This window comes from Listeria immobilis (assembly GCF_014322765.1).
In the GTDB taxonomy this organism is placed as follows: Bacteria; Bacillota; Bacilli; order Lactobacillales; family Listeriaceae; genus Listeria; species Listeria immobilis.
In genome coordinates this window covers 213,745-234,576 of sequence record NZ_JAASTZ010000002.1, presented here as the reverse complement: position 1 = coordinate 234,576, position 20,832 = coordinate 213,745, and the positions used below count along the sequence as shown (strand labels likewise).

General features: G+C 35.8%; 15 protein-coding genes, 1 pseudogene and 1 CRISPR repeat array. Of the genes and pseudogenes, 1 reads left to right on the top strand and 15 read right to left on the bottom strand.

The window, feature by feature from the left end; all coding sequences use genetic code 11:
• Window positions 1-41: 41 nt before the first annotated feature.
• From HCJ50_RS02360 to HCJ50_RS02325, 8 genes are all read right to left on the bottom strand, one after another.
• Window positions 42-626, bottom strand: a complete 585-nt coding sequence (locus HCJ50_RS02360; RefSeq protein ID WP_185395462.1) for a hypothetical protein — start codon at window positions 624-626, stop codon at window positions 42-44.
• Between the two features lie 274 nt (window positions 627-900).
• A CRISPR array of direct repeats spans window positions 901-1,517; the repeat unit is 29 nt; unit sequence ATTTACATTTCACAATAAGTAATTAAAAC.
• 244 nt (window positions 1,518-1,761) lie between these two features.
• Window positions 1,762-2,697: a ribose-phosphate diphosphokinase gene (locus HCJ50_RS02355; RefSeq protein WP_185345843.1), complete on the bottom strand. Its 936-nt coding sequence runs from the start codon at window positions 2,695-2,697 to the stop codon at window positions 1,762-1,764.
• Between the two features lie 241 nt (window positions 2,698-2,938).
• Window positions 2,939-3,163: a DUF896 domain-containing protein gene (locus tag HCJ50_RS02350; protein WP_185345845.1), complete on the bottom strand. Its 225-nt coding sequence runs from the start codon at window positions 3,161-3,163 to the stop codon at window positions 2,939-2,941.
• Between the two features lie 76 nt (window positions 3,164-3,239).
• Complete coding sequence (locus HCJ50_RS02345) at window positions 3,240-4,193, bottom strand: DMT family transporter (RefSeq protein ID WP_185345847.1); 954 nt, start codon at window positions 4,191-4,193, stop codon at window positions 3,240-3,242.
• A 186-nt stretch (window positions 4,194-4,379) separates the two neighbouring features.
• A complete protein-coding gene (locus HCJ50_RS02340; RefSeq protein ID WP_185345849.1) occupies window positions 4,380-4,973 on the bottom strand; it encodes an SGNH/GDSL hydrolase family protein in 594 nt (197 codons plus the stop codon).
• A gap of 100 nt (window positions 4,974-5,073) precedes the next feature.
• Complete coding sequence (aroD, locus tag HCJ50_RS02335) at window positions 5,074-5,832, bottom strand: type I 3-dehydroquinate dehydratase (RefSeq protein WP_185345851.1); 759 nt, start codon at window positions 5,830-5,832, stop codon at window positions 5,074-5,076.
• A 65-nt stretch (window positions 5,833-5,897) separates the two neighbouring features.
• A complete protein-coding gene (locus HCJ50_RS02330; protein WP_185345853.1) occupies window positions 5,898-6,773 on the bottom strand; it encodes a shikimate dehydrogenase in 876 nt (291 codons plus the stop codon).
• A gap of 99 nt (window positions 6,774-6,872) precedes the next feature.
• A complete protein-coding gene (locus HCJ50_RS02325) occupies window positions 6,873-8,867 on the bottom strand; it encodes an NAD(P)/FAD-dependent oxidoreductase (RefSeq protein ID WP_185345855.1) in 1,995 nt (664 codons plus the stop codon).
• Between the two features lie 197 nt (window positions 8,868-9,064).
• Here HCJ50_RS02325 and HCJ50_RS02320 point away from each other — a divergent pair, with 197 nt between their 5' ends.
• The gene (locus HCJ50_RS02320; protein ID WP_185345857.1) at window positions 9,065-9,958 is read left to right on the top strand and encodes a LysR family transcriptional regulator; all 894 of its coding nucleotides are present in this window, start codon (window positions 9,065-9,067) and stop codon (window positions 9,956-9,958) included.
• A 37-nt stretch (window positions 9,959-9,995) separates the two neighbouring features.
• Here the strand turns inward: HCJ50_RS02320 and HCJ50_RS02315 are convergent, their stop codons facing one another.
• From HCJ50_RS02315 to rlmN, 7 genes and pseudogenes are all read right to left on the bottom strand, one after another.
• The gene (locus HCJ50_RS02315; protein ID WP_185345859.1) at window positions 9,996-10,724 is read right to left on the bottom strand and encodes an NUDIX domain-containing protein; all 729 of its coding nucleotides are present in this window, start codon (window positions 10,722-10,724) and stop codon (window positions 9,996-9,998) included.
• Window positions 10,725-10,856: 132 nt separating this feature from the next.
• Window positions 10,857-16,911: pseudogene (locus tag HCJ50_RS02310) on the bottom strand (bacterial Ig-like domain-containing protein).
• A 588-nt stretch (window positions 16,912-17,499) separates the two neighbouring features.
• Window positions 17,500-17,670, bottom strand: coding sequence for a 50S ribosomal protein L32 (gene rpmF / locus HCJ50_RS02305; protein ID WP_185345861.1), 171 nt, complete (start codon window positions 17,668-17,670; stop codon window positions 17,500-17,502).
• A 58-nt stretch (window positions 17,671-17,728) separates the two neighbouring features.
• Window positions 17,729-18,310, bottom strand: a complete 582-nt coding sequence (locus HCJ50_RS02300) for a nitroreductase family protein (RefSeq protein ID WP_185345863.1) — start codon at window positions 18,308-18,310, stop codon at window positions 17,729-17,731.
• 143 nt (window positions 18,311-18,453) lie between these two features.
• Window positions 18,454-18,819 (bottom strand): heme oxygenase IsdG, encoded by a 366-nt coding sequence (gene isdG, locus HCJ50_RS02295; RefSeq protein WP_185345865.1) that lies wholly within the window; start codon window positions 18,817-18,819, stop codon window positions 18,454-18,456.
• Between the two features lie 158 nt (window positions 18,820-18,977).
• On the bottom strand, window positions 18,978-19,472 hold the full coding sequence (locus HCJ50_RS02290; RefSeq protein ID WP_185345867.1) for a GyrI-like domain-containing protein: 495 nt from the start codon (window positions 19,470-19,472) through the stop codon (window positions 18,978-18,980).
• A gap of 111 nt (window positions 19,473-19,583) precedes the next feature.
• Window positions 19,584-20,687, bottom strand: a complete 1,104-nt coding sequence (rlmN, locus tag HCJ50_RS02285) for a 23S rRNA (adenine(2503)-C(2))-methyltransferase RlmN (protein ID WP_185345869.1) — start codon at window positions 20,685-20,687, stop codon at window positions 19,584-19,586.
• Between the last annotated feature and the right edge of the window lie 145 nt (window positions 20,688-20,832).

The window sequence follows — 20,832 nt, the reverse complement described above, 5'->3', positions numbered from 1 at the left end:
AAAACGGATTTTCGCAACTAGTTTTAAAAGTTATTTTGAGCTTAATTATACGTTTTCAACACTTCTTGCTTTATTTCTTGATATTTTAAGACTTCCTCATCTAAATTGGAAATAAAGTCATATGGTTGAATTTCTTCGACAGTCGAAAAATCTTGCATAATTGCTGTTTTTTCTTGCAGATTTTCGCAAAATTTACCATAACCCATGCTAGAAATATAATTTATTTCACTCTGGTCGTGTCCGCCATTTAAAAATAAAATATAGATTAAATCTTTTTCAAGGGCAATATAGTTTTCAACAGCTTGGTATTTGCCGGCAACTAAAAACCAAGGCTCTGAAATATCAATTTTATTTCCTGTTTTATATGTACCTTTGTAACTTTTAATTATTTCTACTTCACTTATTGTATTGTTTTCTTCGCCGCTCTTTTTATTTCGGACTAATTTCATCTGCACAATATCTTCACTGGCAGATACAAGTTCCGTCAAGTTTTGAGGCACTTTATAATCAGCATTTATAACATTCCCCTTATAAATTTCTGTATCTTTGGACAATTCTTCGTCCTGCGCCGCGCAACCAGCTAGTAAAAATAATAGCAAAAGTAAAAAAAATAATGTTTTTTTCATAATATATTCCCCTTTTTGTCTTTTTATTGTTTTATGTCATTAAGTCGGGAAAAACAGTTTAAAACTTTTATTTCTAATTTTTACTTCTTTATCGAAGCTAGGCTAACTAAGAATGTGCGCTACAGCTACGTTATGGAGCTAAACAGATTATATTTCATAGTGAGTAATTAAAACGCTTTACGGGGGTGTGGTATCAATCGTGTAACCTGCATTTACTTTCATAATAAGTGATTAAAACAAAGGATACCCAATATATTCATATACTGCTTACTACATTTACATTTCATAATAAGTAATTAAAACTCTTTGATTGATTGTATGTATTTTCCATCTTGTATATTTACATTTCACAATAAGTAATTAAAACTTGTATATGTAAAATTCGACTCCGATTTTTCAACGCCATTTACATTTCACAATAAGTAATTAAAACATTTGTGTAGGTATAGTACTTAAGCTATTCGCTTTAATTTACATTTCACAATAAGTAATTAAAACAAGAGAAAAAAGAAGAATTGTTATATTAGTAAAATGTATTTACATTTCACAATAAGTAATTAAAACGAAACGGGCGCGTCAAGAGGTATGCCATAATCCGAAATTCGCATTTCACAATAAGTAATTAAAACTAATACCTTCTTGTTTAAATTGACCAGTGTATCCCTTATTTACATTTCACAATAAGTAATTAAAACTAAAAAATATCCAAATATAAAACATGAAAAAATATATTCACATTTCACAATAAGTAATTAAAACTTGAACACTTCCTCGGTTAAATTTAGCGTGAAAGAATTTACATTTCACAATAAGTAATTAAAACGATTGCCAAAATCGAGCCCAACAATCACCTTATTTTTGTATTTACATTTCACAATAAGTAATTAAAATCCGCTCCATTTTCCTCTTACTCCCATCTTACCTCAACAGTCCCTTTTTGTCGACCGGCTTTATTTTTGGGAAGAATCAGGGTGTTTGCTATGCTTTATTGCCTGTAAAAATGTCTCAATCGTTCTCCTGCAGGTAATTACAAATTTCTGTCGACCTAGCGTGTTTTTTGCACTACTAGCGGTCGACAGATTTTCGTGTGCAAAAAAAGTAGAGACGCCACTGTGTCTCTACTTTAAATGATATTTTAAAACAATGGATGTAATGAGCGGTTTTCTTGAACACCTTCAATTGCTCGACCAAGAATGCGAGAGATTGAGATGGTGGTTAGTTTTTCAAATTGTTTATCTTCTGGAAGGTCGATGGAGTCGGATGTGATAACTTCTTTGATTTTTGAGTTTTGTAAACGTTCTGTTGCATCTCCAGCCATAACTGAATGGGTTGCACAAGCAATTACTTCTGTAGCACCCTTTTCTAGTAGAATATCAGCTGAAGTTGTTGCGCGAACGCCAGTATCAATAATATCATCGACAACAATTGCAACTTTACCTTTGACATCTCCAATGACACTCATGATTTGGTCTTCGTGTGGTCTTGGTTTACGATTTAAAATAGCGATTGGTGCATCTAACCGATCTGCAATTCGGCGTGCACGAACAACACCACTATGGTCTGGCGCGACAACTACGATTTCTTTTTCTCCGTATTTTTCAATTAAATAATCACCAATAAGCGGAACTGCCGAAAGATGGTCAATTGGAATATTGAAAAAGCCTTGAATTTGCGCGGCATGCAAATCAACTGTAATTAAACGATCTGCACCAGCACGTTGGATTAAGTTTGCCATTAATTTGGCAGTTATTGGTTCTCTTGAACGTGCTTTTCTATCCTGGCGAGCATAGCCATAATAAGGCATGATTATATTGATAGAATGAACGGAAGCTCTTTTTAAAGCGTCAACCATAATTAAAAGCTCCATTATACGTTCATTGACATTAGCATTCATCGATTGTACTACATATGCATTAGTCCCGCGAATACTCTCCTCAATATTAATCTTCACTTCTCCATCACTGAATTTCTGAAGCTCCACCTCACATAAAGGTATATCTAGATACTCTGCTATTTTTGTTGCAAGTGGTCTCTCACTCGTTACAGAGAAAAGTTTCATTTTGCCTGCCATTACAATCCCCTTCCGCCGTACTAATTTCTTCTCCTTTTTATTATATAGAAATGACCAAACAATGTCTACTAGCTAAAAGGTTCCACCAACAGTTAATCGCTTATAATGTAAGTTTATTACGTTAGTTTTGATTACTTTAGTTAGAGATTTATTTTTTATTTATAAGTAAGGTTCAAGTAACAAAAAAATCCACCTGAAACTAGATTAAGAATTAGTTTCAGGTGGATTAAATTTATTTATATTAGCTTCGTAGCTCAGCTTGAATTTCTTTTAATTTTTTAGGGGTTACATCGTCGCCTAGTGGGTCGATGATTGTCACATGATGTAAATTATCTTGTACTGTTCCTCTGATTTTTTGTAAATATTCTTGGCGAAGGACAGCTTGTCTTTCTTTTTCGAAATCAGTAAGTCCTTCATTCTTTTGTTTTGCAGCTAATTCATTAATATTTTTTAGTAACAATTTCATGCTATCCCTCCTATCGAATGTTACTTTTAATAAGTAACTAACAAAATTATAATACAAAGGTCAGTAAAAGTCAAACTTATTCACTTAGTAGTTTTTCCGGATTACGAATTTTGCTTTTTTTACGTTCTAGAATAATATCCATTAAGGCTCCCGAACCGAGCAAAACGCCAATAATAATAAAAATAAAACCAATTAGTTGAAGTGCTTTAATCGATTCACCTAAGAAAAGCAGTGCACCTATTAATGAGAAAAGTGGATTAAAGTTCATAAATATCGCGGATCGAGATGGACCAATTTTTCCTACTGCATAGTTATAAACAAAGTTCCCAAATGCGGTTGCGACTACTGCCGAAACAATGAATAATAACCAAAGCTTCCACGAATCAACTGCTACTAATTGCGATATGCCATTTGGCTCCATCAGACGGCTCAATCCAAATAGCATAATGGAACCAATAAAAAGCATATATCCAGTCATTAAGCCCGTGTCCATTGATCCTGCAAGCTTTTTAATAATAATAAAACTAAACGCCTGAGAAGCCATCGCGATAAATACATATATATCGCCTGTCGAAATGCCGCTTATCCCAGCTCCACTTGAAAGAACAACCAAACTCACGCCAAAAACCCCTGCTAAGAATCCAATTGCTCTAGCTATCCCAATTCGTTCCCGCAGAAAAATAACCGAAAAGAGCGCTACAATAATCGGCGCAGACCCTAAAATCAATCCTGCATTTGTACCTGATGTCATTCTTAATCCATTAGATAAAAAGAAATGATGCAGTACGATATTAAAAATACTCGCTAAAATGATGTAACCAAATTCCCGTCTGGTAGGTAATCTTAATTTTTTCGTTATTATTAAAATAAAAATAACCGTGATTGCCGCCGTGAAAATTCGAAATGACGTCATCGTAACTGTTGGAAAATAACTTACTAAAATTTTTGTCATAGTAACATTAAAACCCCAACTCGCCATCACTGCTATTAGTAAAAAATAAAGTCTAATTTGTGCCTTCTCTTTCTGCAAAACAAACACTCCTTTTTTTATAAAAAAATGCCCCTTAAATTTCTTTAAGGGGCATTTGATAGCGTCATTTTCCGCAGCCTTCCACAAAGCTATAACGCGGAAAATGGGGCAGTGATACTTAAGTCACTGCTTGTAGGCTCATCGCATAGAATCAACTATAGCATGGATAAAAATCCCTGTAAAGACTTATTTTGTAAACTCTAGCCAGATGGAGGCAATTGCTGCATGCCCTGCTTTTGTCGGATGCACACCGTCTTCTGCTAAATATGTTGGACCGTGTTTAACAGCTAATGCATTCATTAAACCATCCAGTGGAATAAGTGTTGCTCCAAATTCGGCAGCAAGTTCACGGACGGCGCCAATTTTTGGATCTAAATCTCCTCGCCAAGCTTTTCTATCTTCCGGATAAGGTAATACAAATGGTTCCATTAAAACAATTTGCGCCTCTGTTTCTGCTTTAATTCGCGTTAAAATCACTCGGTAAACTTCTTTAAATGCAGTAACCGACGTATCTTCCCATCTACTAAAACTAAACCAAGTATCATTTATTCCAATTAGGATTGTAACAACATCTGGTGCAAGCTCAATTGCATCGGTATCCATTCGACGGTGTAAATCTGCTACACGGTTCGCACTAACCCCACGATTTAAAACAGTAACGTCTTCTCCGCTTAATTGATCTGCAATGATTTTTACATACCCGTGCCCTAAATCAGCTCCATCTTGAAACTCTCTTCCCGCGTCTGTTACACTATCACCTAAAAAAAGTAATTTCTTCACTAAATTCTGTCTCCTTTAATTTTCCTGTTTCCTTATTATAACAAAAAACCTTAAACTTAGACGGTTAAATCTAATTTTAAGGTTTTGAAAAACGGACTTCTTAAAATTGTTTATGCAATAACTCTAGCACATGGCGCAATTCATTGACATCAATTTGACCAGGAGCAGATGCTTTTTTCGCAGCTCCAAAGGTCATCGCAGAACCAAATACTTCTCCAGCAAGGCGGCTAATCACACCAGTTCCCGCCATTGACATAGTAATAATTGGTTGGTTGGATTTTTCGAATACTTCATTAGTAGCAGAAAGTAATGTTAGCACGTCTGCTGCTGATTTTGGCATAACTGCGATTTTTGGAAGGTCTGCTCCGAGTGCTTCCATTCGAGTTAAACGCGAAATAATGTCTTCTTTCGCAGGCGTTTTATCAAAATCATGATTAGACATGACTACTTTTACATTGTTTTTATGTGCTGTTTCAATAAGACTTACAACATCTGCTTCTTCATTAAAAAGTTCAACATCTACTAAGTCTACTTTTTTAGTAGCAGCGATTATTTTGTTTAGTTCAAAGTAAAATGCATCACTAACCGCTAATTCTCCGCCTTCTTTCGCACTACGGAAAGTGAAAAGAATTGGTGTTTCTGGTAAAATAACACGAATTTCTGTTAAAGCCTCTTCCACTTTAGCTAAATCTTCCACACCTTCAAAGAAATCAACGCGCCATTCTACTACATCTAAATCAATCGTTTTTAACATTTCCGCTTCTTCTTTTAAAGCAGGGATTGTCTTACCGACCATTGGTACGCAAATTTTCGGGGCACCTTCACCAAAAGTTACATTTTTTACGACTACTTTATTCATCTAAAATTCTCCTCATTCAATATTATGTCTTAAGATTAGCGATAACTTTCTAACAATGCAAGTTTTTAAAATAGGATTTCTTTGATGTAATCCACTGGCATTTCTTTATGTGTCCAGATTTCGAAAGCTTTCGCGCCTTGCCAAAGCATCATTCCTAAACCGTTTAATGTTTGACAACCTTGTTCTTCAGCAATTTCAAGTAATCTTGTTTTTGTTGGTTTATAAACAACGTCTGATACGATTAATTCTGGGCGCAACATATCAGCACTTGGTAATAATGTTTCTCCTTCAAAAGGTTTCATACCAACGCCAGTCGCATTTGTGAAAATAACACTTTCGGCGATTTCTTTACGTAATTGCTCCTGATCTTCTATATCAAATAATCTAGCTTTACAATCTGTTTTAGAATTGATTTTTTCTACTGTTTTTTCTGCATTTGCATAAAAATCATCTTTTCTGTTAAAAATAGAGATTTCTTTTACACCGTCTAGTGCTGCTTGGATACAGATTGCTGTTGCCGCACCGCCAGCGCCACAAATCGTCATTTTTTTACCGATAATATCATGCCCAGCTTCTTTTAAAGCACGCATATAGCCTGTTCCGTCTGTGATATGACCAGTTAAAACGCCATCATCATTCACTACTGTATTTACCGCTCCAACAAGTTCTGCAGCTGGAGATAGTTTATCTAAGTATTTATGGATATTTGTTTTATTTGGCATAGAAACATTCCAACCACGTAAATTCATTGCACGGAATCCTTGAACGACGTCTTTTAATTCTTTGTCGCCCACTTCAAAAGCAAGGTACACATAATCAAGCCCAAGTTTTGCAAAAGCCTCGTTGTGCATTGTTGGTGATAAACTGTGTCTGATTGGTGTGGCAATTAAACCGATTAACTCTGTGTGTCCCGTAATTCGTTCTGTGATTTTGTTTGTCATAATAACATCGTTCCTTTCCAAAATAAGGTTTATTTGTGAAAATGTGAGCTTATATAGAGAGCGAATGCGGCAAAGCAAATTCTGCTTTGCCGTTTCGTATTACAATGAGCCAATTCTTTCTAATGTGGTTAAAATATTTCTACCTTCACGGACACCTTCTAAAATTTTTCTAGTTGCCGCGCTATCGCCAATATTTACGATTTCAATTTGTTTTTCTTTTCCATATGCTTCTAATGCTTCCATTAGTGGGCGCTCTGGTCGCATTCCTAGACAGACAAAACCATAATCAAATGGAATCTCTGCATCTACGCCATCATGCTTCACTTTAAAATGATCTGCTGCTACTTCTGTTAAAGCTGTTTCTGTTTGAACATCAACATTATTTTTCTCGATAATGTCCATCATTGATAGCCGTGTAATCATATCTAAATCTTTTCCTAGAAGCGGCATCATTTCTACAATTGTAACATCTGAGCCACGTTCTGAGAAGTACTCAACAACATCCAGCCCAACTGCACCACCACCGATAACTGCGACTTTTTTGTTACTAAAATCAGTAAATGCTTCTATATTAGAAATTAATCCAAAAATAGAATGAACATTACTGTCTTCTTTGTCAATCACGTCTAACAAACCTTTAATTGGTGGAAGTAATGGTTTGGATCCAGTGGCGTTAACAACCACATCTGGATTAAATGTATCAATAAGCGCAGTATCAGCTTTAGTGCCTGTAATAATTTTTAAATTGGTTAGTTTTTCTGCTCGGTTCGCTAAATAATTAGGAAAATCGGCAATTCTACTTTTATCAGGAAGGTTGGCGATTTCTCGTGCTAAGCCGCCTGTTTGTTCATTTGCTTCAATCAGTGTTGTGCTGCAACCAACTTCAGCTGCAGTACAAGCTGCTTCAAGCCCTGCTGTTCCCCCGCCAATAACAACTACATTCGTTGGACGAGTCACTTTTGTTTCTTTATATTTATCTTCATGGATAATGTCCGGATTAACAGTACAACGAATTGGTTTAGATTTTGCGATGCGGTGATCCGCGCAACCGATATTACAAGAAATACATTTTCGTAGCATTTCTTCTTGTCCAGCAGCTACTTTATTTACCCAATTAGGTTCAGCAATCAAGCCACGCCCCATCGCAAGTAAATCAGCATAGCCTTCTGATAAGATTTTTTCCGCTGCTTTTGGACTTCGAATGTTCCCAGAAGTAATCGTTGGTTTACCGAATTTATCTTTGACTGCTTTAGCAAGATAGCTTCTCCAACCATCTTCTAAGTTCATTTGGTCAATTTGCAAGTATAAATTATCATTAATTGCCGCCGATACATTTAAAATATCCGCTTCTTCTTGGCAGTAGTCTAGTAATTCCAATATATCTGCTAAATGATTCCCGCCATCGACAAATTCATCCGCACTAAAACGAAGCATGATAGGGAAAAACGGACCCACCTCGGCACGAACTTTTTCTAAAATTAGTTTTACAATTCGAGCGCGATTTTCCGGCGTTCCACCAAATTCATCTGTTCGTTTATTATAAAGTGGTGATAAAAATTGGCATAGCAAGTAAGAATGTCCGCCGTGAATTTCAACTGCATCAAAACCTGCTTGTTGCGCACGTCTAGCAGCATCTCCGTATTTATCCACAATATCGTAAATTTCTTCTACAGTTAGCGGACGAGGAACTGTTCCACCCTTTTTCGATGGGATATTGGAAGCAGACACGGGTTGTAAACCATTTAAACGAGCTGGATAAGCCGAAGCACCAGCATGATTGATTTGGATAGATACACAAGTACCATGTTTATGAAGACGTTCAGTTAGTTTGTAGAAACCTGGAATATATTGATCGTTATCAATTCTAAGCTGCGTTGTCCCATTTGTACCATATGGGAAATCCACACAAGCATTCTCAATTGTAATCAGTCCAGTTCCACCTTTAGCTCTTTGCTCATAATAAGCCATATGTTCTTCTAAAAATTCGCCATTTAATCCTGCAAGGTTCGTTCCCATAGGTGGCATAATTACACGGTTTTTAATCGTCATTCGTTTTACAGTAAGTGGTTCAAATATACTCGGATAATCTGTCATAATAAGCCTCCTGCGACTATAATCTCAGCAAATGATTTGTTACATTATTCACGTTCAATAATGCACAATCTTATTTCCTTTTAATTATAAAACAGGATAAATTATTAATCTAATGTATATTTTTCTATTTATCCATAGATTTTTTCTATGCAATCGAATACAATAGAGTTATCAAGGTATTTCAAGGAGGTTTACCGATGAATTTGCGTCAATTATACTACTTTAAAAAATTAGCTGAAAAAGAACATTATACGATTGCTGCTGCTGAATTATCTATTACACAGCCTAGTTTAAGTCACTCTATCGCAGAACTCGAACGTGAACTTGGTGTTTATTTATTCGAAAAACAAGGACGTAATATCCGTTTAACAAAATATGGCCGTTTTTATTTAACTTATGTAGAGAAGTCTCTTGCTGAGCTTGAAAAAGGAGAAAAACTACTGCATGAATTAACCAGCCCTTCTCACGGAAATATTGATTTAGGTTTTATTTATACAATGGGTGCCCATACTGTGCCTGAGTTAGTCCAAAATTTCAAAAAATCAGAACCACATAAAGATATTTCTTTTTCCTTTTTTCAAGGGGCCACTAAATCAATTATCCCTGATTTAAAAAATGAAAAATTCGACTTAGCAATTTGCTCCTATGTCGAAAATGAACCTGATATTGAATTTATACCATTAACTAAACAAGAACTTGTCATTGTTGTACCTAACAACCACCCCCTTGCCAAATTTGACTCCATTGATTTAAAAGATACGGCTGATTATTCTTATATTTTCTTTGCTGATACTAGTGGACTTAGACCGCTGATTGATTCTCTTTTTAAAGAAATAAATATTAAGCCCAAAATTGGTTGTTATGTAGAAGAAGATACAGCTATGGTAGGGCTAGTGAGTGTTGATTATGGCATTTCCATCATGCCCAAAATATCATCGCTCGCGCATTATGATGTCAAAGTTTTATCTATCAATGAACCAAAGCACGACCGTTTTATTTATCTTGCAAGCCTAAAAAACCACTATATATCTCCCGCCTCAAAAGCATTCAAAGATTTTGCAATTCAGTATGGTGAGAAACATTTCTTATAGAAAAAAGGAGCAAATTTGGCATTTGCTCCTTCTGTATTTAATAATAGATACTTCCTGCTTCTGCATCAGAAATAAACTGATAATGTGTATCCACTTTTTCTAAAAATGGAAGGTATTCGATATTCTCCATAAATTCGACTTCATCTGGTAAAATACCTGGTTTCGTGCAGCCACTTAACGTTTCAAAGAGCAATTCTGCTGTAAATGTTTCTGGCAAAAAATCACGAATTGCGGTAGTTAATAAAAATTCTTCTGTGATTGCCTTAAAAGCTTTTTCTAACATATCTAAGTGGTCAAAAGCTAGCGGTAATTTAAGTGCTTCCTCCATTGGAAAAAGACCAATATCCGCCGCATCGTCACCAGCCACGCGCTTTTCTAGAGCTTCAACTGGAACAATCGCATAAAAAGCTCGTGAAATAATCCAACCTCGTGGATCTCTTCCAGGTGTATCAAACACCCCAAAAGCAGTTAAGGGAATTCCTGTTAAATTAGTTTCTTCTTGAAGTTCGCGTTCAGCTGCTTGTTCTGCTGACTCGCTTTCTTCAACAAATCCTCCTGGAACTGCCCATTTGCCGCCTTCTATATTCGGACGATTTTCTGCGTTCTTAGCTGCACGCTTGATTAATAAGACATGTAGCGTTGGTTTCCCGTTTAATTCTTTTACAGTTGTTAGCACCATATCGCTCGTATAACCGTCTGGAGTGCGAAACTCACTTGTTTGGTAGTGTTTTAATGCATCTTCTTTTTTTACAAATTCCTCTGTCACCTCAACATCATCCTCCTTTCATTTTCGTTATCTATTCATTCTATTATAGTATCATAAAACAGCGACTTTGTTACATAGAGAGCAATTAAATAAAAGAGGGATATGCCTAATATTGCGGCATATCCCTATCAATTATTGTTGTTTACGTCTTCTGTATAAGAAGCCGCTCATTAGTAGCCCAATCCCAAGTAAGCAGATACCTGCCCAGATTGTCCAATTATTACTTTGGTCACCTGTTTTTGGAAGTGGTTTTGCATCTTTATATGTTGCTGCATGTTGCTTCGTGCTTGTCACTGTTAAAGTAGTAGTTCCTTTAGAAGGTTTATTCGGTTTAGCTGGATTAGGTTGCGATGCTGGTTTTTCAGCTACTACAATGGTAGCTACTACTTGAATTTCTTCTTTCCCAGCATCCACAGTTCCTTCATTTGGATCTATTGTGTAGGTCACTTTGTATGTGCCTGCTTTATTTGTATTTACTGTTCCTGATACTTTCACTTGAGAGAAGTTGATTTCTACTCCTTCACGGTTAGTTGCGCTAATGAAGTTATCTTTCGCATCCCACTTAGCGTCAAATGAAAGATTGCTATCCTTCACAATGATTTTTGCATGATTTTCTAAAACAGTCACATGAGCTACAGCTTTTACACCGTCATAAAGATAACTTATTTCATATGTTCCAGGTGTTTCGTAATCTACAGAGCCACTTACTGCTATGTCACTTAGAGAAACACTGTCGCCTTTTTTATCTGTTGCACTATCAAAATTATCTTTTGTGCTCCATTTAGTTCCAGCATAAATCGTTGTGTCATGAACAGTCAAGCTTGTTTGTCTTGGTTCTACTGTTACATTAATTGTTGTAGAAACACCGTTATAACTATAAGTCACTTGATAAACGCCTGGTGTTTCCATATCGACGTTTGGCGTTTCGCTTACAGTAACATCTTGGAAATCTACTGCTTGACCTTTCTTATCTACAGCACTGTCAAAATTATCTTTCGCATTCCAAGTATCTCCTGTATAAATTAACGAGTCATGCGCTTGAATAGCTGTTTGAGCGGTTTTCACAGTCACGTTAATCGTTGTAGTAACACCATCGTAACTATAAGAAACTGGATAAACGCCTGCTTGTGCTGCATCTACGGTTCCTGTTACTTGGATGTCTTGGAAAGAAACTGTTTGACCATCTTTATCTAGTGCGCTATCAAAATTATCTTTTGCATTCCAGCTATCACCAGTATAAATAGTTAAATCATGGGCATTTACTGCTGTTTGAATATCTTTTACAGTTAATGTAATGGTTTTGGATGCACCATCATAACTGTAGGTGATTTGATAACTACCTGCTTTATTCGTGTTCACAGTTGGTTTTTCAGTAACTTGAACATCGTCAAAATTAACCGCATTACCGTCTTTATCAAAGGCACTATCAAAATTATCTTTTGCTGTCCAGTTGTCGCCAACATACATTGTCGAGTCATGGGCACTAACACCTTTTTTATTTTCTTTTACAATGACAGTTGCTTTAGAAGAAATACCTGCATATGTGTAGGTAATCTCATACTTGTCTGCTTTTGTTGTATCTACAGTTCCTGTTACAGTAATGTCTTTTAATTCTACTAAATTCCCATCTTTATCCAGGGCGCTATCAAAATTGTCTTTAGCATTCCACACATCTCCTGTATAAATTGTGGAATCATGCGTGTTAACTGCGGTTAAATTATCTTTTACTGTCACGTTAATGGTTTTCGAAATACCTGCATATGTGTAAGTGATTGGATAATTTCCTACTGTATTTGTATTTACTATTCCTGTTGTTTGAATATCTGACCAGTTAACTGCATCTCCTGCTTTATTAAGGGCGCTGTCAAAATTGTCAGTTGCTGTCCAAGTATCTCCCACATAAATTGTGGAATCATGTGCATTTACTGCTGTTAAATCTTTTGCAACGGTTACTTGAATAACTACTTCTGCTGTTTTACCGTCTTTGGTTACCGTATAAGTGAGCGGATATGTGCCACCTTGGTTAGAACCTTTTTGAATTGCGGCAAGTTGTGCAGCATTTACTTGAATTAAACTCGAACGGTCCTCAGCGCTAGAATTAACGCCATTTTTCACTTCTTCAAAGGCAGCTGTTTTTGCTAGACTTAGTGCTTGTGATTCTGTTAATTCCGCTGCTGCTTTATATTCTATAGCAAAATTTGTTGCACCAATTGTAAAGCCATCTTTTTGCGTCACAGTTCCGTTAGTTTCTGTAACAAAAACTGGCGCTGTAGAAGTGGTTTTTGTGCCATAAACATCTTGAAGTTCTATCATTAAGTCTGTTGTAGCGATTGTTTTCCCATTGGTAGAAACGCCTACAATAGCCGCAGAACCATCGCTTAATGTTTGTACAGTAGCAATATTAGTATCTGCTGATGTCCATTTATAACCATTTGTAGCTGCTTGAATATTTTGGAAGAAGGCTGGTTCGATTGTATCTTCCGCAGCAACCCCACTTGTTAAAGCTACTTTTGGCAAAGTAACTTTTAAACTATTACCAGATTGAACTAATTTTTCATTTAAATTTACTTTTAAGTCTTGATTAGGTTCATATTCTAAATAACCTGCACTAATTGATTGTGCTGTTGGTTGTGTTGGATTGATATCTTTGACCCATCCTTTATCCGCACCTGAAAATGCTACTTTGCTGTTAACGGCATCATTACTGCTAACATCTTGCAAAGTATATTGATAGCCTGCTTTACTAGGGAACTTCACAGCATATTTCCCGTAGGCTATACCTGAATGATAATCAAATTTGTATGTCCCATTTGCATTGGTTTTGGTTGTAACATTTTCTCCATTATTCACGTATGCTTCATAACTAGAACTAGCTTCGTTCCATTTATAAAGTTCTACGGTTTCGTTCGCTAATGGCTCATCACCACTGGCCGCTTCATATAAACCATTTGCATCTTTATCGTTAAACAATTGCCCGGATACTTCAGCAATTACGAGTTCAGCACCTACCGTTGTTCCAGGTAAAGTTCCTGAGAAGGTATTTGTGATTACTCGATAAAAAGGATTATAAACATCGCGTTCGCTAATTTTATTACCTGCTGTTGCAGAATCAAAAGTTTCATCTACTTTTAGAGGTACTTTGAAAATTTGCGTTTCGCCAGCATTAATTTGTGTTTTTACTTTCATTCGAACCATATTGACGTTTTCATAATTAGTAAGAGAAGCAGCATAAATATCCTCTGATTGATAATTAGCTTCTGTAGCAGTTGTCGCATAACTGATTTCAAACTGCGACTGTTGTTCTGCTGTTACAGGAAGTGCTCCGTTCAGCTTCATATCCCATTTGAAGGCTTCACTTTGGAATTTTGAACCAAAGTTTTGACCCGTTTTTGGAATAGGAATATAAAGCTCAAACGTACTCGCATTGCTTGAAGAAGTATTTGTTATTTGCACAGTATAATCTGCATTTGTTCCTGGTGTAAAGTAAGAAACTGTTGTGTCATCTCCTGCAATATAAGCAGACTTGGCACCCTCTCCATCTACATTTAGGAAAGTTTCTACTGTTACTGTATCTTGTTTAGGAATACTTAGTGTACTACTATTAACAGAAATTAGTCGCTCATTTGTATTACCATTTTTATTCACATCTACTCCTGTATCTGGAAAATAATTAACTGCTGATGCGGCGATTGCATCCCAAGCAATCATTTCTTGCGCATCTGTATTAATGCTTCTATCTAATGTTACATCAATCGTTGTATCATATGTTAAGTTCAAGTACTTGGTCTTTGATGGATACCCGATATAGCCCCCAACCGACACATTATTTGTCTTTAAAACATAGACTTTATCTCCATTATTAGCTGTTTCTGCTTTAACAGTAAAGTCAACATCTTGTCCATCTTGGTCGGTAAGTTTAATCGATGCTGGTAAAATTTTTGTTCCATCAATTGCACGTAAATAGACATTTGGGTTATTAAGGACTGTGCGAGTTCCATATGGATACTCAAATAATAGTAAAGATGCTTTCGTTGTTAGCGTCTCGCCTGCTCTTGCTGTCTTCACTGCCACTCCATCTTCATTGTAAAAAGTTGCTCTCCCATTTGCTGAAGAAGTGATAGTATTATTAACGGAATAGGTGGATACGCCAGATGCTTTCGTATTCGCCTCATCATCCGCATCCCAGATTTCTGCAATAAATTTAACAGAATTTATGCCTGTTTTTACTTTCCCATATGAAATACTAGACTGAGGTGAGTACGTTGCTGATGGGCTTGTATTCATATAACCCGGAGAAAAATCCCCTACATTAGCTTGGATTTCGGTAAAATATTCTCCATCTTGAAGTCCAACTGCTTTGGCATCCAATGTTGCCATTCTGTTGGCATTTGTTTTTGGTAGGGTTCCACTATAAGTTTGATAGTTTGGATTTAAATTGGTCTTATACTGGAGATTCGTTATTTTATTACCAGAAATAGTTCCATCAAATGGTAAGTTAGATGTGTATGCTTCCCAGTTTTCATCAAATTTGACGTGATAAACTTGATTGGTTTTCACACCCGCTGTGGTTTTATTTTCGATTCGAATGTTACCTGCCCATGTCTCATTGTCAGGGTTGATATTTCGATTAGTAGTAGTTAATGTCATTTTATTTGCTGCAGTATCAACTACTTTACATACATCTTTTTCAACCAGTGTTGTTACATTGCTTGACTGTGTTATAAGTGCATCGGTTTCAAATACTTTATCATCATATGTGGTAATAACACTATGAGGTACTTTTGGCGCTGTATAAGTTCCAGCTGGTGTTCCTTTTGGTATTTTGTATTTTATTGCATATATAGTATCATCTGCTCCGAAATAATTCAGTTGTTTATAATCAATGACAACTTTATTTTCGCTTGGAACATGGGTGATTGTTTTGTTTGCGGTATTCCCTCTTAATGTTCCATAAGCATCAACTACTCCTACATATTCCATTCCTTCAGGATAATATAGTGTAGTGGTTACATGTTTTGGTATAAAGAACGATGAGCCGCGACCATCCACCTCATTTAAACCATTTACGACTGAATATGTTTTTGTATAATTGTAAGAATCTGTTGTATCAGTACTTGCTAGAGTCTCACTCATTGTTAGAACTCCATACCAACTACGGAACATTGTTTTTACATGATTTTGATATGCATACCCTACTACACTGTTCCCTTCCGCGTGAACTGATTGTTCCGAAGAAGCGATTGGTGTACTAGAATCTCCCATAAATGCTTCAGCTTTTATAGGCGTTTGTAAGTCGGTTGTCCCGTAGTATTTTGCCGCGTCTACTCTAACAGAAAAACTAAAACTAGCTTTTTCGGTTCCTGGATCAAGCTCATAACTTACTGTTCCATAAGTAGCTTTTCCATAGGTAGTTTCTTGGCTTGGAACTGTTAATGAAGTAGTAGCACTTCCTAATGGATCACCTGCTCCTAAATAACTTAATACGCTTTTGTCTACTCCGCTAGTTGCTTTATAATTATTAGGCACTGGTATAGAAACAAAACGCATTCCATCTGGTAATGTGAATTTCACTTTTTTACCTGTAGAAGTGCTATCTTTAAAATCTACCGTTACATTGACTGTTTTGATGTCTCCATTAGCCCAGGCAGTTTGATCATAATTTGGTATATCTAATGTTAGGGATGTATTAGTTGCTTGAAGCCCTTTTAGATTTGATTTTTCTGCACTTGTAGTTGTATTTTCTTGACTTGTATTATTTTCTTGACTTGTAGTATTATTCTCAGCTGTGTTTTCCTTTGTTTCCGAGACAATTCCAGTTACATCATAAGTTGCAGTATATGTTTTTGTTATTGGTTCTTGTTCTGAACCAGTATCTTGATAATTAATTAAAAATTGGACCGTGCCATTTTCTTCTGCTGTATATTCTGCTAATTCACCTTGTATCACTTCGCCATCAGGTGTTTCCACTGACAGGATTTTCACTTGCTCCTGTTTTGAAGTTGCCTTAAGCTGAAGTTTGGCTTTCTTTTTATCACTTGACAATTCAGATTGAACTTCATAAGAAACCGAATCATTGTCTTTTTCTTCTGCAAACGCATGAAAAGCGCCCAAATTCATCTGGGTTAGTATTAGTAATAAATGTCATTACTACTAACAAAGACCGTTTTATTCTAGTTGTTCTAATCATAAAAAAATTCTCCTCCTAAGTAGTTTATAGCTGATAATTCATCACGTATATATATTGCAATTTCACTTGTCTGAGTTACTATTTGAAATTGTTTATATGCAGTATAGGCTCTTGCAATACCTAATATTACCAGACGAATCGACGAGCTGTATATTGGATTTTGGCATCTAATTAAAATATATGTTTAGAATTCACATCTCATTCAAACATTAGACACAAACGAGAGGTATTTTCGACACAAAACGGACACATTTACCTCGAAATAAACTAAATACATAGCGTAATTGTGAATTAATATTCTCTTTAAAAACAGCGAAACAAAGAGAGAAGACAATTTTATACCTTCACTTTTGCTACTAAGTTTGTTATTAAATAAATCGCTAAAGAAGGACTATCATTATGTTTAAAACTGCCAAGTATTCGATTTTAACATTCTTTTATTTTCCACAATTAATCATCCTCTTCTGCTTTCCCCGCCTACTTCATTGTGAAAATTAGTAGTTAATAAATTTAATACAACAAAAAAAGAGAAAACGAAAATTCGTCTTCTCCTTTGAAATCATAAAATATCTCTATAAAAGCAGCATATCATTTTTCAATAATTGTTCGACCGTTATAAGTACCATCTGGTGAAATTCGATGTGACATCCGGTATTCCCCTGTTTCACTATCACGACTCAAGCCTGGTGTTGTTAGGCCTTTATGCGTACGACGTTTGTTTTTCTTTGCTTTGGATGTACGTCTAGCTGGAACTGCCATCTTGCTCGCCTCCTTCATTCTTACACTTGTACTATTGTAACGCTAAACTTGTGAAACATCAATATGACAAATCTGCTAAATCAGTCACCCATTCATTTAAAGGTCGACGTGGCTTTGGTTCTGGAATTTCTTCCAAAGTTGTTAGATGTAATGTTCCGATGATTTTTTGCTCGGCTGGAATACCTAAATCAGTTGCGAATTTATTATCAAAAATGAATTTATTTGTACGCCAAATCATCCCAATACCAGCTTCCCAACCTAGTAGTTGCATATTTTGAATAAAGGCACTTGTAGCTCCGATAGATTCAAAATCCTTTTTACCATGACCAATAATTTTAGTAGTAATGATTAATAAATAAGGTGGTGTAATAATTTTCTTGGCATAGCCGGCTTTTAAATCTGCTACTTCTGCTGCTGAAAATGTTACACCTTGTTCACGCTCATTAAAGGCGATTATTTTTTCAATATAGCGTTCTTTTTCTTCAAGTGTATGAAGAATATAAACATTCCAAGGCTCTATTTTACTATGAAAAGGTGCAAATGCTGCTTGTTCTAATAGTGAATTGATAGTTTCTCTTGAAATTGGTGCATCATTTGCCTTTTTTATACTACGGCGCTCCATTATAGTATTTTTTATCATTCCTATTCCCCCCTTAAATGATAAAGGTTATCATTTAAAAAAATTATATCATGAGTTGTTTACAGCTTGCTAGTAAATCAACTTTTGTTATAACAAAAAAACAAGCCTATATAGTGGATACAAGGCTTGCTAAATTGAATCATTTATTGTTCCGTAATTACTGGATTTTGCACATGAACTACTTTAAAGCGAGCAATTTCATTTCCGACAATCCCTTTACGATCTTCTCTTTGCGCTCTAGAATCTTTTGTTCTTCCGTGTGCTTTTTTGAAAGAATCGCTTTTCACCCAATTGCGCTGTGCTTCTTCGCTTTCCCACTTGCTAGTAACAACTACTTCTTCATAGTCCTCATCTTCTGGCTGGCTATGCCAAAGTTCAAAACCTAGAAAACCTTCTACTTCTGCAATATCTTTTGTTGGATGCCCATCACCATTTTCCCCAGTAAATTGGCGGATAACATGTTCTGCTGCACCTTTTTCTACTTTAATCGTATTCGTTACAATAATCATCCTTACTTCCCCCTTAGATAATTGTGATGTCTGTCTGTTTAGCTTGTTCATTCTATTATATTGATAATGATTATCAATGTCAATTATAGAAATTATTGCTCTACTATACAAAAAAACAAAGAGCAAATTAGCGGATAATTTACTCTTTGTTTGATTAATTATTTTTTCTCTATTACGGGAATCCAAACTTCTGCATAATAATCTGGTTGGGATGTGTCACCTTCCGAATAAACTTCTAATTCCGGACCAGGTCCATGATTATAATCACTCACTGGTAGCCATTCACTAAATATATATTGCCAAACTTCTTGAATAGCGGATGGCATAGGTCCTATAGATTTAAATATAGCCCATTTACTTGCAGGGATAGTTATTTTTTCCATATCTTTTGGCGGTTCTTGTTCTGTCTCAATTGCAATATAATAATCCATTTCTTCTTTCGCAAATTGTTCCTCACTCATTAAACCAACGCCAAGAATTCCATCAATAGTCGCGAATTCGGCAAGCTCTTCAATTCGTTCTGCATCACCATTCTCGTTTACTTCTTGCCAAAACTGAGTAATTTTTTCTTTTTGTCCTTCATTTTTTACGGAAAAAGTACGTTTCTTTCCTATAGCTGAAAAAGCATTTCTCTCGACGATTTCTACTTCCATGATTAATCGCTCCTTCTAGAATTAGTTTGCTTTATTTTGTGTAAGTATTCGCTAATTTTAGTATAAACAAAAACTATCCAATCTCCAAATGGAAACTAGATAGCCTGATTATTATTCTTCGGCTGCTGCTTGTTTTTGTTTCATTCTTTCACGTACACCAACACGCTTAATTTGTTTGCTGCGCAGTTGACCACATGCTGCATCAATATCCGTTCCATGTTCACGACGAATCACGCAGTTAATGCCATTTTTCTTTAAAGTGTCATAAAAAGCCAATACGTCTTCTTTTGTGCTACGTTCATAATCAATATGCTCATCTACAGGGTTATACGGAATTAAGTTAACGTAAGCTAAATGACGATGCTCTCCAAGAAGTGCTGCCAGTTCAAGCGCTTCTTTTTTATGATCATTGACACCTTTTAGCATAATATATTCAAAAGTGATACGACGGTTCGTTTTTTCAACGTAGTAGTGAATAGCTTCCATAAGTTTTTCAATCGAATAGGTTTTGTTGATGCGCATAATACTTGTCCGAAGCTCGTTATTCGGAGCATGAAGAGAAATCGCCAAGTTAACTTGAAAATCTTCATTTGCAAAATCAATAATTCTTGGTGCTAATCCACTAGTCGATACAGTGATGTGTCTTGCCCCAATTGCAAGACCTTTATCGTGGTTAATTACACGTAAAAAGTCCATTACATTGTCGTAATTATCAAAAGGTTCACCAATTCCCATGACTACAACATGGCTAACTCTTTCCTCTAAATGGCGACTATCCAAATAATGCTGCACATTCATAATTTGCTCTACAATTTCGCCTGCTGTTAAATCACGACTTTTCTTTAATAATCCACTTGCACAAAAAGTACAGCCGATATTACAACCAACTTGAGTCGTCACACATACAGACAATCCATATTCTTGTTTCATCATAACTGTTTCTATTAAATTGCCATCACTTAATTTAAATAAATATTTGGTCGTACCATCATTAGATTCTTGAACGACCTGTTCTTCTAAAGTGTTCATAACAAAATTGGCCATTAATAGCTCAATTGTTTCTTTTGGAACATTACTCATTTCTTCAAAAGTTTTAACGCGTTTTCTATAAAGCCAGTCCCATACTTGTGTTGCGCGGAACTTCTTCTGGCCGTGTGCTTCTAACCATTCCGTTAATTTTGCCCATGTTAATCCATAAATGGAGCTCTTTTCCATTGTTCAGCCTCTTTTCAGGTCTTGTATTTCGTCTATAAAGATTATAGCTGTTTTGTCGTTCACAAGCAATGCTATTTCGGAAATACGTTGTTAAGATTTTTGTCCAACCTTAATACATTTGACAAAATTTTTATTTAAAATTGAA

Coding starts and splice junctions, on each gene's coding strand:
- HCJ50_RS02360 (WP_185395462.1), bottom strand. CDS start 626: ATGAAAAAAACATTATTTTTTTTACTTTTGCTATTATTTTTACTAGCT.
- HCJ50_RS02355 (WP_185345843.1), bottom strand. CDS start 2,697: ATGGCAGGCAAAATGAAACTTTTCTCTGTAACGAGTGAGAGACCACTT.
- HCJ50_RS02350 (WP_185345845.1), bottom strand. CDS start 3,163: ATGAAATTGTTACTAAAAAATATTAATGAATTAGCTGCAAAACAAAAG.
- aroD (WP_185345851.1), bottom strand. CDS start 5,832: ATGAATAAAGTAGTCGTAAAAAATGTAACTTTTGGTGAAGGTGCCCCG.
- HCJ50_RS02330 (WP_185345853.1), bottom strand. CDS start 6,773: ATGACAAACAAAATCACAGAACGAATTACGGGACACACAGAGTTAATC.
- HCJ50_RS02325 (WP_185345855.1), bottom strand. CDS start 8,867: ATGACAGATTATCCGAGTATATTTGAACCACTTACTGTAAAACGAATG.
- HCJ50_RS02320 (WP_185345857.1), top strand. CDS start 9,065: ATGAATTTGCGTCAATTATACTACTTTAAAAAATTAGCTGAAAAAGAA.
- rpmF (WP_185345861.1), bottom strand. CDS start 17,670: ATGGCAGTTCCAGCTAGACGTACATCCAAAGCAAAGAAAAACAAACGT.
- HCJ50_RS02300 (WP_185345863.1), bottom strand. CDS start 18,310: ATGATAAAAAATACTATAATGGAGCGCCGTAGTATAAAAAAGGCAAAT.
- isdG (WP_185345865.1), bottom strand. CDS start 18,819: ATGATTATTGTAACGAATACGATTAAAGTAGAAAAAGGTGCAGCAGAA.
- HCJ50_RS02290 (WP_185345867.1), bottom strand. CDS start 19,472: ATGGAAGTAGAAATCGTCGAGAGAAATGCTTTTTCAGCTATAGGAAAG.
- rlmN (WP_185345869.1), bottom strand. CDS start 20,687: ATGGAAAAGAGCTCCATTTATGGATTAACATGGGCAAAATTAACGGAA.